13 protein-coding genes are annotated in these 14,251 nt (G+C 45.1%); 1 reads left to right on the plus strand and 12 read right to left on the minus strand.

Annotated elements, in window-relative coordinates:
• The first annotated feature begins 72 nt into the window (after positions 1 to 72).
• Complete coding sequence (locus N0M98_RS14775; RefSeq protein ID WP_259618397.1) at positions 73 to 270, plus strand: SGNH/GDSL hydrolase family protein; 198 nt, start codon at positions 73 to 75, stop codon at positions 268 to 270.
• Between the two features lie 158 nt (positions 271 to 428).
• Here N0M98_RS14775 and N0M98_RS14780 read toward each other — a convergent pair whose 3' ends face one another.
• The 12 genes from N0M98_RS14780 to N0M98_RS14835 form a co-directional block, all read right to left on the minus strand.
• The gene (locus tag N0M98_RS14780; protein ID WP_259618358.1) at positions 429 to 752 is read right to left on the minus strand and encodes a DUF2642 domain-containing protein; all 324 of its coding nucleotides are present in this window, start codon (positions 750 to 752) and stop codon (positions 429 to 431) included.
• A gap of 402 nt (positions 753 to 1,154) precedes the next feature.
• A complete protein-coding gene (locus tag N0M98_RS14785) occupies positions 1,155 to 1,418 on the minus strand; it encodes a DUF6171 family protein (protein WP_259618359.1) in 264 nt (87 codons plus the stop codon).
• A 14-nt stretch (positions 1,419 to 1,432) separates the two neighbouring features.
• Positions 1,433 to 2,965, minus strand: a complete 1,533-nt coding sequence (locus N0M98_RS14790; protein WP_310943748.1) for an alpha-N-arabinofuranosidase — start codon at positions 2,963 to 2,965, stop codon at positions 1,433 to 1,435.
• A 64-nt stretch (positions 2,966 to 3,029) separates the two neighbouring features.
• Positions 3,030 to 3,872, minus strand: a complete 843-nt coding sequence (locus N0M98_RS14795) for a carbohydrate ABC transporter permease (RefSeq protein WP_259618361.1) — start codon at positions 3,870 to 3,872, stop codon at positions 3,030 to 3,032.
• 2 nt (positions 3,873 to 3,874) lie between these two features.
• The gene (locus N0M98_RS14800) at positions 3,875 to 4,780 is read right to left on the minus strand and encodes a carbohydrate ABC transporter permease (RefSeq protein ID WP_375295488.1); all 906 of its coding nucleotides are present in this window, start codon (positions 4,778 to 4,780) and stop codon (positions 3,875 to 3,877) included.
• 115 nt (positions 4,781 to 4,895) lie between these two features.
• Positions 4,896 to 6,227, minus strand: coding sequence for an ABC transporter substrate-binding protein (locus N0M98_RS14805; RefSeq protein ID WP_259618363.1), 1,332 nt, complete (start codon positions 6,225 to 6,227; stop codon positions 4,896 to 4,898).
• A gap of 99 nt (positions 6,228 to 6,326) precedes the next feature.
• Positions 6,327 to 7,964: a response regulator gene (locus tag N0M98_RS14810; protein WP_259618364.1), complete on the minus strand. Its 1,638-nt coding sequence runs from the start codon at positions 7,962 to 7,964 to the stop codon at positions 6,327 to 6,329.
• A gap of 1 nt (position 7,965) precedes the next feature.
• Complete coding sequence (locus N0M98_RS14815) at positions 7,966 to 9,789, minus strand: cache domain-containing sensor histidine kinase (RefSeq protein ID WP_259618365.1); 1,824 nt, start codon at positions 9,787 to 9,789, stop codon at positions 7,966 to 7,968.
• Between the two features lie 524 nt (positions 9,790 to 10,313).
• Positions 10,314 to 11,090 carry an alpha/beta hydrolase gene (locus N0M98_RS14820; RefSeq protein ID WP_259618366.1) on the minus strand — a complete coding sequence of 259 codons (777 nt, stop codon included), beginning with the start codon at positions 11,088 to 11,090 and terminating at the stop codon, positions 10,314 to 10,316.
• Positions 11,091 to 11,111: 21 nt separating this feature from the next.
• On the minus strand, positions 11,112 to 11,939 hold the full coding sequence (locus N0M98_RS14825; RefSeq protein ID WP_259618367.1) for a carbohydrate ABC transporter permease: 828 nt from the start codon (positions 11,937 to 11,939) through the stop codon (positions 11,112 to 11,114).
• Complete coding sequence (locus tag N0M98_RS14830) at positions 11,936 to 12,862, minus strand: carbohydrate ABC transporter permease (RefSeq protein WP_259618368.1); 927 nt, start codon at positions 12,860 to 12,862, stop codon at positions 11,936 to 11,938. Before N0M98_RS14830 ends, N0M98_RS14825 begins: the two co-directional genes overlap by 4 nt.
• Before the next feature lie 23 nt (positions 12,863 to 12,885).
• Positions 12,886 to 14,175: an ABC transporter substrate-binding protein gene (locus N0M98_RS14835; protein ID WP_259618369.1), complete on the minus strand. Its 1,290-nt coding sequence runs from the start codon at positions 14,173 to 14,175 to the stop codon at positions 12,886 to 12,888.
• Between the last annotated feature and the right edge of the window lie 76 nt (positions 14,176 to 14,251).

The following is a 14,251-nucleotide window of genomic DNA, read 5'->3' on the forward strand; positions in this document are numbered from 1 at the left end:
ATCAGATAAACCTTTGTGAAAAAAATGAGAAAATGACTTTGCGAAGGGCGAACGAAGCTCCGGCTCGATCGGCTGAACGTACAGCGGTCGACAGTCGAGCGGCTGCAGGCCGCCGGCGACGCCAACGTGCATTTTCTCGACGGAGGGACGCTGCTCGGCGATTCGCTTTATGAGGAGTGCACCGTTGACGGCGTTCATCCGACCGATCTCGGCTTTCACCGAATGGCGGAATCGCTGGAGCCCGCCATCCGCAGTCTGCTCGAAGGTTGAAGAAAGCCTCTTGCCGTAATAGCTGAAGAGCAATCGAGCCCTGCCGCCGATGACGGGAACTGCCGGCATGCGATTATCGGTCTATGGAAGCTCTAGGCAACGAATATATTAGCCGAATATATTGCGATTTCTGCTACGATCATTTTATCGTTGGTGGGTTATTTTTCGTCTGCTTTTTCAAAGTAAACAATTTCACCTAGTCGAATATGGTGCATTTTTTGATTAACTGTAAGAGCTACGTGGTCAATGAAAACATCATCTAGAGTACCTACCAGCTTGCCGACAGTTGTCGTAATGACGACCTTTAAACCTTTGTGCCGGATCAAATGCTCAGTAAATTTGGGTTCCACAGCAGTCGTGTACACAATATTTTTCGGCAATACTAAGGTTTCCTTGCGTTGTAGAACTTCGTTCCTAGAATATTGCGGAACCGGGTATGAGGCATAGGGTTGCGGATTACCATAGTATACAAATCTATTCATGTGTTGAGTACTCCTTCGTCATGAATTGAATAACACCTTTATAACTTATGGCAAATACCTATATGTGTTCCGATAAGTGACAAGTAACCATCTATTGGCTTCAGTTGGTCCGGTATTCGGCAATATTTTTGTCTTTCAACTCGATATTTTATTGCCTGTCAGAGCCCAGGGTTCGTCGTCTACCAAGATAACTCTAAGCTTTGTATACCATTTTAATCAACGCAAATTTGACACTTGTCGAGGAAAAAAATGATATTTTCTATTCCTTTGCCGGACTGCGTTCACTTCATTTTTTCTTACCGCAGTCGTTTAAAGCGACGGTTGTTTTAGCATAAAAAATGAAAATGGCTGCCTTTAACAGCAGCCATCTTAGTCAACTTTCGCCATGCTTCTAACTCCCGCTTACCATTTCGGGTTTAAAGGAGAGGGGCAGTGGCGCCCCTTAATTTTAGTTCGGATCTGTACAAGACAACCGCAATATTTACATGTGCCTCCGTGCGTATAAGCCTCGCAGCTCATACATAGAGATAGTCTCCTATTGCTGGTTTCTTCGTCGGCCAGCTCGATATTTCCCGACTTGATCAGCATCTGCAGCATTCCCTCGAGCTTTTCCGGCGTCACTTCAATGGTTTCCGAGCAATCCCTGCACGGGCCTTGTTTTGCCATCCGGCGCCTCCCGTTTAATTTAATGTCAGGACAACAACGGACATAGGCGGAATATCCGCATGGAAGCTTTCCTTATTCAGCTGTACGCCGGTGAATGGCTCTGGTTTAACCTGATCGGGATGTTCAAACGTATTATGGCTGTTCATCGAGGACGAGGTTAAAATTCTCCCGGATACTTCTTTGGCGATGAAATCGCCGATGCCGCAATCGACCTGCGCCGGATTTCTCGGGTCTGTATTGCAAAGGGTGATATGCAGCTTGCCTGCGGCATCCTTGGATGCGGATACGCTTAGCTGAGGAACTTCCTCCCCTTTATAATTGTATTTGCCTGTAAGAAGCTCAATCGGCTGCAAAATGGCGTCTTGATGTACGTTGAACATCTCGAATACGTGATAGGTCGGCGTCAGAATCATCTTGTCCCCTTCCGTTAAAATCACGGCCTGCAGGACATTGATCGTCTGGGCGATGTTAGCCATTCTCACGCGATCGCAGTGGTTGTTGAAAATATTCAAGCTGATCGCCGCGGAGACAGCGTCTCTCATGGTGTTTTGCTGATACAGGAACCCGGGGTTCGTGCCGGGCTCCACATCAAACCAGGTGCCCCATTCGTCGATGATCAGCGCCACTTTCTTCTCAGGGTCGTATTTATCCATGATTGCCGAGTGCTTTTCTACAAGCTCTTCCGTAAAATAGGCGGCTTTCATGATGCCAAACCATTCGCTCTCGTCAAAATCTACGGCCTGCCCTCTTACAGCATCCGGATTTTTCAAATAGATCTTGTTCCCGTCAGGATTTGTTAGGACGATGCTGTGATCCATTACCCTCGTGTAATAGTGAAGCGCCAGCCCATCCATAAAATGTCCCGCTTCCCTCATCAGGACTTCCGTCCAGTGATAATTGTCCCCTCGGGGACCGGCAGCGATTTTATAAATGGAATTTTCCCCATAATCCCTTACATAAGTGCTGTACTGCCGGTAAAGATCGGCATAATACTCGGCCCGCATTCTGCCGCCGCAGCCCCAGTTTTCGTTGCCTACACCGAAATACGTCAGCTTCCAAGGATGTTCTCTTCCATTAGCTTTTCGCAAATTCGCCATAGGGGATTCGCCATCGAAGGTCATATATTCCACCCATTGCTGCATTTCGTAAACGGTGCCGCTTCCGACATTCCCGCAAATATATGGCTCGGTTTCAATCATCTCACAAAAATCGAAAAATTCATGGGTGCCGAAGTGATTATTTTCAACTACTCCGCCCCAATGCGTGTTGATCATGCGGGCTCTTTCTTCCTTCGGTCCAATGCCGTCCCTCCAGTGGTATTCATCGGCAAAGCACCCTCCCGGCCAGCGCAGGATCGGAACCTTCAAATCTTTTAATGCCTGAACGACATCATCTCTTATTCCGCGTGTGTTTGGAATCGGCGAGTCCTCTCCGACCCAAATACCCTCGTAGATACAGCGGCCCAAATGCTCGGCAAAATGTCCGTAAATATTTTTGTCGATTTTGTGCGTTCCAGCTTTCGTATCAATTTTGACGACGTTTTTCATGTTTTGTTCCTCCATTTTTTCCTGAGTTTTTATGTTATTGACATGAATCAGCCTTGAACATGAATCAGCCTTTGACCCCGCCGGTAGTCAGGCCGGAAATGAACGATCGCTGATTTAGCAGAAACAGGATGATGATCGGAATCGTGGCGAGTACGGCACCGGATATGAGCACGTCGTAATTGTTGCCGTAAGGGGTGAGCAGCGACGATAACCCGATCGGCAAAGTAAACATGCTGTTGGTACGCAGCACGATCAGCGGCCAGACCAGACTGTTCCAGTTCTGCATGGCGAGCAGAATGCCCATTGCCCCGAAGGCCGGCTTCATTAACGGAGCCATGATCCGGAAGAAGATGCCGTACTCCGTGCAGCCGTCGATCCTTCCCGCATCTATGAAATCTTTGGACAGTCCCGTCACAAATTGCCGGAAAAAGAAGATCGCCATGGGCGAGACCACAAACGGCAGGATGACGCCGGCATACGTATTGATGATCCCCATCTTGACCGTCAGTTTGTACAGCGGCAGCATTAAAATTTCTAGCGGCACCATCATGACGAACAAGACCATGACGAAGATCATATTCCGGCCTTTGAACCGGTAGGCTCCAAGCGCGTAACCGACCATAGACGAAAAGAAGAGAGAACAAACCGTATACAAAATGACAATCAAAAGGCTGTTTTTATACCAGGACAAATATATGCTCTTGCTTGTAAATAGGAGCTTGTAGTTGTCAAAACTCATCAGCGCGGGAACGATCCGTAAATCCATGCCGCTCCTGAACAGTTCCTTCGAGCTCTTGAATGAAGCCAAGAACATGTAGTAGAGCGGAAACAGCATCGCAACGCTGACGATGGCGAAAAAAACAATGATTAAGACAGCCCCTACTGTTTTTTTGGATTTTATGCCCATACTTAATCACTGTCCTTTTTGAAGAGTCCGAACATTTTCAGCTGCACCAGGTTAATGACCAGCACGATGAGCAGCAGGGTAATGCCGATGGCTGAGCCAAATCCCATGTCATTGCGTTGGAAAGCCTGCTGGTAGATGTACCTGACGATCGTCAGACCGATATCGGCGGGCATGCCTTCGTTCCAGAACACGTAGCTTTCCCCGAACATCCGGTAGCCCTCGAAGATCGCGATTGTCATCGTATAAATAATGATGGGCTTCAAAAGCGGCAGGGTGATGGCAAAAAACCTTTTAACGGTACCGGCTCCATCGATTTCTGCAGACTCGTACAATTCTTCCGGAATGGCTTGCAGACCGGCAAGGTAATACACCATATTGATGCCTGCATGTCTCCATAGATTCAAAATTATCATGAGCATCATCCCCGTCCAGTAGTTCAACGCCCATTTTTGCGGAGGAAGACCCATTTTAATCAGCAGCGAGTTCATCAATGCGGTGTCCAGTTCGCCGAACATCAGCCGAAACGAAACGCCCGCAACGATAACGGAGGTCAATGCCGGAATAAAGATGGAAGCCTTAAATAAATTTCTGCCCTTGACCACTTTGGCATTCAAAATAACCGCAAAAACAATAGGAATAGGGATCAACAGCAAAACAGTAAATATCGTGTAGAGAGTATTCGTTTTCAAGGCATTGTAGAAATGGACATCGAATAATCGCTTATAGTTATCCAGTCCGATAAACTTGGCGTCATTAAATCCCGTAATTTCTTGAAAGCTCATCATCACCGTCGAGAAAGTCGGATATAGAAAGAAGATCAGAAACGTCAATATAAAAGGGGATGCAAAAATGTAAGGAGCCAGCTTTTCGGAGTAAAATAACTTCCTCAAGCTGAATTTATTGGGCATCCCGGTTTGTCCGTAACGCGTATTGACTGCGCTTTTGGCCAAAAAACCACCTCCAATCCGGATGGTGGACGGCAGCCGAAACCGCGCCGGATATCAGCTGCCATCCGTCCGAGCATTACTTTTTCTGCTTGCGCAGCTCATCGGCCGCTGCCTTCAGCGCCTGTTCCGGGGTCTGGCTCTGATCCTTCAACGACTTGAACATGACACTGGAATTCACGAGATCCTGTGCGGCGGTGCTAAGTTCAGTCATGTTGGGCGATTTAATTTCGTCCTTCATCTGAAGCAGCACATTAAACACGTTTTCGTTTGCGAAGTACTCGTCAGGCTTCTGCAGCTCCGGTGAGTCCCATACATCCCATCTCGGAGGATCGAAATTAAGCTCCTGCCAGATCCTGATATTAGCCTCCTTCGTCATCTTGGCATAGGCAAGAAATTGCATCGCAACTTCCTGATTCTTACTCTGCTTCGTCACCGATGTGGCCGTGCCGCCCATTCCGGCGGATCTGGAGTTTCCTTGCTCAAACACGGGCAGTGGGCGAACCTGAATTTTCCCCTTCAAGTCGGGCATATAGGCTAAAAACCGGCTCATATACCACATAGGCATGACCAGAGCAGCCATTTCGCCTTTATTCATAAAGCTGAAAAATTCTTCCTTGGTCGTATCTCCACCCGGCATAGCTACCGCGATTTTATCCTTGTACATCATGTCCTTCATGGCGTTCAAGGTCTTGATGTTGATTTCGTTATCCAAAATCACGTTTCCATCCTTATCGAGATAGTCGGAGCCTCTCTGGACGATCATCGGCCAGAACGGCCGCTGGTTCGTTACCTCGAAAGCGGTCATCGGCTTGCCGGTTGCGGCGACTACCTTCTTCCCCGCTTCGGTAAAATCATTCCAAGTCTTGATGTTATCCGCGTTTACGCCCGCTTTGTCCAAAAGCTCTTTATTGTAATAAACGACCGTTGCGCCTACGTGGAAAGGCAAGCCGTAAAGCTTGCCGTTTTTTGTGTAAATATCGAGCCGGGATTGAACGTATTTGTCCTTCACCGGTTCGACGAGCTTGTTCAGCTCCACCAATTGAATGTCGCCTTTCATGAAATTGGAGAAGAAATTGACATTAATATCGACAATATCCGGCGCTCCTACTCCCGATTGCAAAGCGATTAAAAGCTTATTGTGCATTTCCGCATTAGGATAATTGTCCACCGTTAGTTCGATCGGCTGCTCGGGATGATCCTTTTTCCACAATTCTGCCGTCTTTTGATAGTATTTCTGGTGCAATTCGTTCGATGTCCATAAATTCAGCGCAACCGGCTTGCCTGGCTTCTGACCGTCATTCGCCGTTTCGCCCTGGGCCGATTGCGATCCCTCGTCGCCGGTACACCCTGACAGAACGGACGTCAGCAGCACGGACATGCTTAAAGCCATAATGGACGTCCTTTTCATGCGTTGTCATCTCCCCTTTGAATCACAAATTGGTTTCCCTCTTCGGTTACCTATTTTCATTGTAAGAAAATTCAGTTCACTTCGAACTGCAATTTTTTATCATCTACTATAACTTTTTGATCTCTGTTCATATTCCAACGGTGTCATCCCTACAATCTCCTTGAACACCCGGAAAAAGTAATTGTAATTGTTAAAGCCTACACGGCTTACGATTTCCTTCAGCTTGAGCTCTCCGTTCTCGATATGCAGCTTGGCATATTCCACCCGGACATGATTCGTGTATTCCGCAAATCCGATCCTGCACTCTTCTTTGAACAGCCTGCTGATATGCGGGCCGCTTACGCCGACGAAATCCGCGACATCGGTTAATGAAATGTTATGCTGGTAATTGCGGTGAATAAACTCAACGGCCTTACGGGTTACTTTGCTTAATGTACCGTCGATTTTCATCAATTTGAGCATGGCGATCAGCTTCAGGTAAAGACCCAGCACCCACTCTTTGATATCCATCAAAGTCTCGTACTTCTGGATCATATTGTAGGGGATGTCTTCGCTTGTATATAGGGTGGATATTTCCATCCCGATATCTTTGCAAACGTTGCCCACGATATGGATCAATTCGGCGCAGATCATCTGCGTCGATTTGCTGCCCAGCCGCGAAGCTTTGATTTTATCAAAAATTTCATTAATCCGTTGTTTTACACGCTCCTCATCCTGATTTCTTAATGCGGTGTAAATCTCCTTTTCCATTTGAATATCCAGGCTGAAAAAAGACTCCACCGGCTTATTGATTGTGTTTTCAATGAAGATTCCGTCCTTGCCGTTGAAAAACTTATCTCTCAGCATGGACTCTGCCTCGCGATACGCCCGGTGCAGCTCAAAGGCATCTCTGCAGGCTTGGCTTACACCGAAGCTCGCCGTAATATTCAAATACTTTTTGATTTGCGAGCGGATTCGATTCAGAATGCCATATTGTCTGTTGTAGACATACATCTTGCTATTGGTTTGGCCCAAAGAAAAAATCATGACAAATTTTCCGTGGGCCCAATGATAAATAACGGACTTTTTCCAGTCATGGAGAATTTCCGCGGATATATCCAGAAACATTCGGAGGAATACATCCACTTCCTGAGGCGTGAATTTTTCTTCAATAAACCGAAAATCATCGATCTCCGCAACCGTTACCATCAGGTTTTCCATGTCGAGGCCGATATCCAGGGAGCTGAATTGCCTTTGAATCTCATTCGGATCCGTCAGGCTCCCCTCCAAAACCTTCCTCATGAACTCCCGTCCCAGAGCGGCCTTGCTCAAGGAAAGCTCCTCGGTAATCTCGTTTTGCCGTTCGCGTTCATTTCTATACTTGGCTATTGAGTTTGCGGCGGACTCCAGAATGTCCAACAACACGGACGCGTTCAGATGATGCTTCAGCACATAATCGATGGCTCCCTTCTTCATGCTTTCCCGGACATAATCGAAATCATCATAGGCGCTCAGGGCAATGACCCGGACCTGGGGGCAATTTCTTTCAATATAGTCAATCAGATCAACGCCGTTCATGGCGGGCATATTCATATCGGTGATGACTATATCAGGCATGTCCTTTTCCATTGATTGAATGGCGTTCATCCCATTGCTCGCTTCTCCGGAAATATAGAAACCGCGACTCTCCCAATCAATCATCGTCTTCAAATCGGTACGCGAATAAGCGCTGTCATCGACTATCAGTACCTTCAACATATTAGGCGACCTCCTCCGCTACGGCAGGAATTGTAATTTCAACGGTCGTGTACAGGTTAGGGACACTTTGGATGGAGATGCCGTACTTTTCCCCAAAATACAGCTTTATTCTTTGATCGACGTTCCAAACGCCGATCCCGCTCCACCCGGCCTTTGCTTTTTTCGGCTTCTCGCTCACCAGTCGGTTCAACGTAAGTTCATTCATTCCTACACCGTTATCGGTTACAGTGATCTTCAATTCGTCGCCGACCCTGTAGCCTTTGATGACAATCAAGCCTTTCCCTTCCATGGGCTCAAGCCCATGCAGCAGCGCATTTTCCACAATCGGCTGCAGTATGAACTTCAAGACATCACAATCAAGTATGCCTTCCTCCATCTCGATATGAACCTCGAACTTGTCATAATACCGGTAAGCCATAATGTTTAAGTAAGCTCGGACGTATTCGATCTCTTTCCGCAGTGTGACGCGTTCACCGCCCTTTCCCATCGAGACGTGCAGCAGCTGGATGAGCGACGTGATGATACTTGCGATATTTTCCGCCTTCTGCAGATTGGCAAGCGACCTGACGGTATTCAATGTATTAGACAGAAAATGCGGATTGATTTGCGCTTGAAGCGCTTTCAATTCAGCCAGCCTTTTGGAAACTTCTTTGTTTTTGACTTCATCGATCAGGAATTGCAGTTCGCTCACCATATGGTTGAAATGGGTTATCGCCACGCCCAGCTCATCATTGCTGTTGTCATGGCTCCGTACGGCAAAATTCCCGCTTTTCACGCTTTTCATCATTTTCACCAGTTTATACAAAGGATTTGAGATGCTTTGGGATACGATGAAAGACAGAACCAGCGACAGCAAGAAACAGATGATTCCCAATACGGCGATAAATACGCCGATCTTAACGGGTTCATCGTTGAGGTAGGAAAACGGGATCGTACTTACCAGGTACCAGTCGGCGCTCGGTATGTATGTATAAGCAACCAGATAACGCTTCCCGGAAAGCACGGTATGGAATGAAAAGTTCCCTTTTTCCCTGTTCTCCGCCAGTTCTTCGACAAGGGAAGCGTCTGGATACACATGGGCGGGTTTAATGCTGGAGATCCTGCTGGACACAACGGTTCCTCGGCTGTTTAAGATCAATATATCCGAGCCTTCACCAAGCTGAACATCTTTGAATTTGGCCAAAATGTACTTCTCATCAATGCGGATGATGATGGTTCCGATCATCTTGCCTTGCAAAGATTTGAAGCTTCTCGACAACAAAATGCCGGCCTCGCCGTAATTATTGATTCGATAGCGCGCATTCACCGACTCTTCATCCTCTTGACCCGCGATCTTCCATATGGGGACCCCGTTTTTCGCAGCGGCTTCCTCCAATATGGAATCCAGGTAGTCTTGTGTTAACCGGAACTTAAAAGTGGCGTCTCCGTAAGCCATGATTTTCTCTTTGCGATCGGTATATAAAAGAACATCGGATACGCTATGGAAAAAGGAGAATTTTTTCGCCAACATGTTTTGCATCTTGACTTCCGCGTTGATTTTGTCCAATTCATTCATTGCCGGATAGGAAATCAACGTATTCTGAACCAGATCGGAAAAGGCAATGTCCACACTGTCATTCTCGAGTTTGGTCAGCTCATTTTGAATATTTTCGCTGACTTGATTCATGACCTGGATGGTAGAAGCGCTGATTTTTCGTTTGATCGCTTCGCTGGATCGATCATACGCAAAAAATCCCGTTATCAATAAAGGAACCAGCGACAAAATAGCGAAAGCTGCCACAAGCCGGTTGTGTATTTTTACTTTTCGGATCCATCGACTTACCAATGGTTAGAGTCCCTCCTTCCTTAGATCCAAAGATCTCTATCAAATATATTTCCATGAGGGAAGTGGAATTCCTTTCCTGCAATGCCGAGTCGAAGCTGCAAATTTTGGGGGTTCGCACAACCGCCAGAAAGCACACCATTCACTGTGCGTACTATATCAAAAAAAACCTCACCTTTAAGTGGAGGTCCGACAACATTTCAATTTATATATACCCGTAACACCGCGGCGGATTCATTTGGAAGCAAAGCAGACTTTTCAGCCCTTTCGCTTCATACGGAAGAGAGCGTTACAGTCAGCCAATCCTTGACTAGTTATTGTGGGGAAGAGTTTGGCTCTTACTGATTATGGAGCACCGTATAAGAACGAACGTTCCGTAAAAGAACCCCAAATCTCTACCGACGGGGATAAGGTTCTTGTCATTTATGACATCATGTTCAAGTCAACGAGAATAGCGAATGTGAGTTCATGTGAGTTGTATCATAAAAACACGGCAAGCTGGCGATCCGCTTGCCGTGTTTGTTATCCTAACCATTCCGAATAGGCAACCAAGCCAACACATCCTGGATTTGTCTGTCCCAATAATCCCACGTATGCCCCCCCGGCCCTTCCTTAAACGTTGTCTCAAAACCGTTTTGCTCGCAAGCTTCTCGAAACAACAGGTTGTCCTCATAATTACTGTCTTCTGTGCCACAGCAATGATAAATCTTAGGCTTAGGAACGCCACTTTCATCACATTGTCGCAGTAGCGTAAACAAGTCATTCTCCGTTCCTCGGATGGATTGATCTCCGAATGCTAACCTATAATCCGTTGACCTTAAAGGATCATCACGAAAACGATTGCGGTTTACACCTCCGGATAGACTGGCTACGGCAACAAAGCGATCTGGCCTGCGTAATGCCCACTTCAAAGCCCCATACCCCCCCATCGATAAACCTGCGACAAAATTATCTTCTCGAGCTTTCGACAAAGGAAAGAAAGACTGTGCAAGTTCAGGCAATTCCTCACTGAGGAAGGTCCAATAGTTATTGCCATATACCATATCAGCATAGGAGCTTCGATGAACCTGAGGCATCACAACGGCAATTCCAAGCGGTGCTACGTATCTCTCGATTGAGGTTCGTCTAATCCAAATGGTGTGATCATCTGACATTCCATGTAAAAGATATAGTGTCGGATGCTTACCCATGAGCCTTATATTTTCCATTCCGATCTGGCCTTTGGTTTGCTGCGGTAATATCACCGTCATGGATGTGCTCAATCTTAAGACTTCGGAGAAATAGTTACATTCAATTAATGCCAATCGTAATCACCTCTGAATTTTTTATTTAAGCGCACCTTCCGTCAAACCGCTAATAATATATCGCTGCATGAAGCTATATAGAATAATGATGGGAATCATCGTTAAGAAGAACCCGGCAAATGCCAAATTGTAATCAAAGCTATACTCGGATTTGAAATTGTAGATAAAGAGCGGCAACGTCCAATAATTCGAGTGCTTGTTCAAAAGTATAAGCGGCAGATTAAAATCGTTCCATATCCATAGACTGTTTAAAATCAGGATCGTTACAATAATAGGCAGCATTAATGGATAAATAATCCTGGTAAAGGTATCCCAAATATTGCACCCATCTATCCTTGAAGCCTCATCCAGTTCCATTGGAACATTTTTAAGAAATCCAACGCTCAAAAATACTCCCTGCGTAATCGATAAAGCAATATACATGATGATTAATCCCAACTGATTCATTAAATTCAGGTTGGACATATGTTTAAGAACTGGGAGCATGATTACCTGAAAAGGGACAAATATGCCGAATAATATGAAGTAGAAGAAAAAAGAAAACATCTTACTTTTCTGGTTTCGGGAGATGGCAAACGAAGCCATTGGAATTATAATCATCATTACGATTAGAGACACTACCGTAATTAAGACGGAATTGCTTAGAAAAATGGTAAACTTGCCTGTTGATAAAACTTTCTTAAAATTCCCCAAATACACATGTGATGGAAACCCTAGTAAGCTTTTTGTACTTTCCTCCGTTGTTTTTAATGCTAGCGAGACAGTTACATACATAGGAAAAACAATTAACAACGCTCCAAATACTAGGAAAAAGAACTTAAGAATCTGCAGTGCCGGGTTTGCCCTCATTGCTGTCCTGCCTCCTTCCGATTCAGAACCTTTATCTGAATTACAGAAATAACAGCAACGATAACAAAAATACAAATCGATTCCGCTGTCGCATACGCGAATTTGAAATCATTAATTCCATGTTGATAAATTAAATATCCGACCGATTCCGTAGCAGAGGCGGGTCCCCCGCCCGTCATGGCCATAATCGACTCGAATACGGTTAGCGCTCCTTTGATCGAAATAACTAAATTTACATTTAACATAGGTATAAGGAAGGGAACCGTGATAGAAATAAATCTTTGAAACGGACTTGCCCCGTCAATGGTTGCAGCCTCATGCAAATCTTTAGGAACACTAGCGAGCCCAGCCAGGAAAATAACCATAGGCACTGAAAATCCATGCCACAAATTAGCTATAATAATACCAAAAACTGCCGTTTCTTTTTGGGATAACAAGTTTTGTGATAGCCATTCCAACCCGAGGCCTTCCCCTATCCTGGGAATTACAGCATAAAAGAGCTGGTTAAACACCAAACTTACGGTAATTAAACTTAGCACAGCCGGAAAGAAATAGACGGAACGAAAAAATCCACGGAGCTTCATATTCCCATTCAATAATAGGGCTATTATTAGGGCAAGCGTAAGTTTAAGTATGACGTACATCAATGCATAGGTAAAAGTAAACTTAATCGCCTGCAAAAATCGCATATCCTGAAGTATAGAAGCGTAGTTTTTAAGCCCGATCACCTTATAGCTTTTGGCAATCCCATCCCAGTTGGTAAAGCTATAGAAAAAGCCCAACAGGACCGGGTAGAAGAAAAAAACTAGATAAAACAGCAATGCAGGCAGTAAAAATAAAAAGTAACTCCATTTCATATTCTTAATGTGAAGAAATCTTTTTGTTACATCAGGTTTATCCTGTGATACGATAAAGGCCTTCATAGCTCCTCCAATTCCGGACAGGATTATTTATTGTATGCATTAAACAACATTTTATCTACTGAAGAAACAAAACCGTCTACATCCTTGGTAGATAATAGATACTGAACAATGTTTCCAAAATCTTCATACATACTCGGAGTCCATGACATGTCCGATGGAGGGTATACTTTGCCGGCACTAATCAGCGATTGCAAGTTATTTAGTTCAGGGGTATTGTTCTTGACCCCTTTAATTGTTGCTGGGTATTTGCCCTCATCGACGTAGAGTTGGGTGATTTCAGGCGTTGCAAAAAAATCAATAAATTTTCTGGCTTCTGCCTCGTTCTTCCCTTCTGCGGGCATCCCAAGGGCCGTATCGACTTGTACCTGTACCTTAAGATCTTCAGCCTTCTCAGCGGGAAACGGGAAGATGTCGTAATGCAGATTAGGGTTAGCTTTCTTGATCGGGGCATTGGAAAAGATTCCATCAAACAGCATAACCGCTTTACCGTTTGCAAATTCCCTTACGGCATCGTCAATTGATGTACCCAGCGTATCCTTCTGCCCATACTTTCTTAGTAACAATAGCTTTTCTGCAAAATTTTTCATGTACGGAGTATCTTGGATATGCGCCTTGCCATTCAGAATGTCTTTATAAAATTTTTGCGGATCGGCCACATCGAGTCCGATAATCGGAGCTGAAGTTTGTCGAAGCCGCCCTACATCCTTATCCGCGAATACAAAAGGCGTCTTCCCCGCCGCTTTTAATTGATCCGCAACCAGAATAAGCTCGTCAAATGTTTTTGGGATATCTAAATTAAGCTCCTTAAATATATCCGTATTATAAAATACCCCGTATGTATTTAGCGAAATAGGCACCATATAGTTTTTGCCATCCACTTTGGTCTGTTCGATATAGATTGATTCTACGTTTTTAAACAATGGATCGTCAGGCTTGAGCTCTTTGGCATACCCATCCCTTGCGATCTTTTGAAAGTTTGCTCCTTGCGGGAAATGGGAGAATATAGTTGGGGCATCATTGGTAGATAAACGCATGGCAAACACTTTGGTCGAATTCGGAACGTTGGTTTGTTCTACATTAATTTCCGGATTCTTTTCACGAAACTTTTGGATAATCTTGTTTACAGTTTCTACCTGCTCCGGTTTTTGAAAAAAAAGTTCAATCTTAATCGCTTTTTTTTCATCTTCGTTAACGCCTTTCGAGCTTCCGGAAGCGGTGTCATTGTTTGCGTCGCTTGCACACCCTGCTACGGTACCAAGTGTTCCAAGCGAAAGCAGCAATGCTGCAGAAGTTAATTTTCTAGTTAATCTCATTGTCAATCTCCCTTTCCGAAATATTGGTCACGTGACTATGAATTCATATTATCGCTTATATTAAAAAGTTAATATG

Origin of the sequence: Paenibacillus doosanensis (assembly GCF_025060755.1) — a bacterium.
In the GTDB taxonomy this organism is placed as follows: domain Bacteria; phylum Bacillota; class Bacilli; order Paenibacillales; family NBRC-103111; genus Paenibacillus_S; species Paenibacillus_S doosanensis.

Excerpts from the sequence above, each read along its gene's own strand:
- N0M98_RS14780 (WP_259618358.1), bottom strand. The coding sequence starts at position 752 with ATGAATAGATTTGTATACTATGGTAATCCGCAACCCTATGCCTCATAC.
- N0M98_RS14785 (WP_259618359.1), bottom strand. The coding sequence starts at position 1,418 with ATGGCAAAACAAGGCCCGTGCAGGGATTGCTCGGAAACCATTGAAGTG.
- N0M98_RS14790 (WP_310943748.1), bottom strand. The coding sequence starts at position 2,965 with ATGAAAAACGTCGTCAAAATTGATACGAAAGCTGGAACGCACAAAATC.
- N0M98_RS14795 (WP_259618361.1), bottom strand. The coding sequence starts at position 3,872 with ATGGGCATAAAATCCAAAAAAACAGTAGGGGCTGTCTTAATCATTGTT.
- N0M98_RS14800 (WP_375295488.1), bottom strand. The coding sequence starts at position 4,780 with ATGCCCAATAAATTCAGCTTGAGGAAGTTATTTTACTCCGAAAAGCTG.
- N0M98_RS14805 (WP_259618363.1), bottom strand. The coding sequence starts at position 6,227 with ATGAAAAGGACGTCCATTATGGCTTTAAGCATGTCCGTGCTGCTGACG.
- N0M98_RS14810 (WP_259618364.1), bottom strand. The coding sequence starts at position 7,964 with ATGTTGAAGGTACTGATAGTCGATGACAGCGCTTATTCGCGTACCGAT.
- N0M98_RS14825 (WP_259618367.1), bottom strand. The coding sequence starts at position 11,939 with ATGAGGGCAAACCCGGCACTGCAGATTCTTAAGTTCTTTTTCCTAGTA.
- N0M98_RS14830 (WP_259618368.1), bottom strand. The coding sequence starts at position 12,862 with ATGAAGGCCTTTATCGTATCACAGGATAAACCTGATGTAACAAAAAGA.
- N0M98_RS14835 (WP_259618369.1), bottom strand. The coding sequence starts at position 14,175 with ATGAGATTAACTAGAAAATTAACTTCTGCAGCATTGCTGCTTTCGCTT.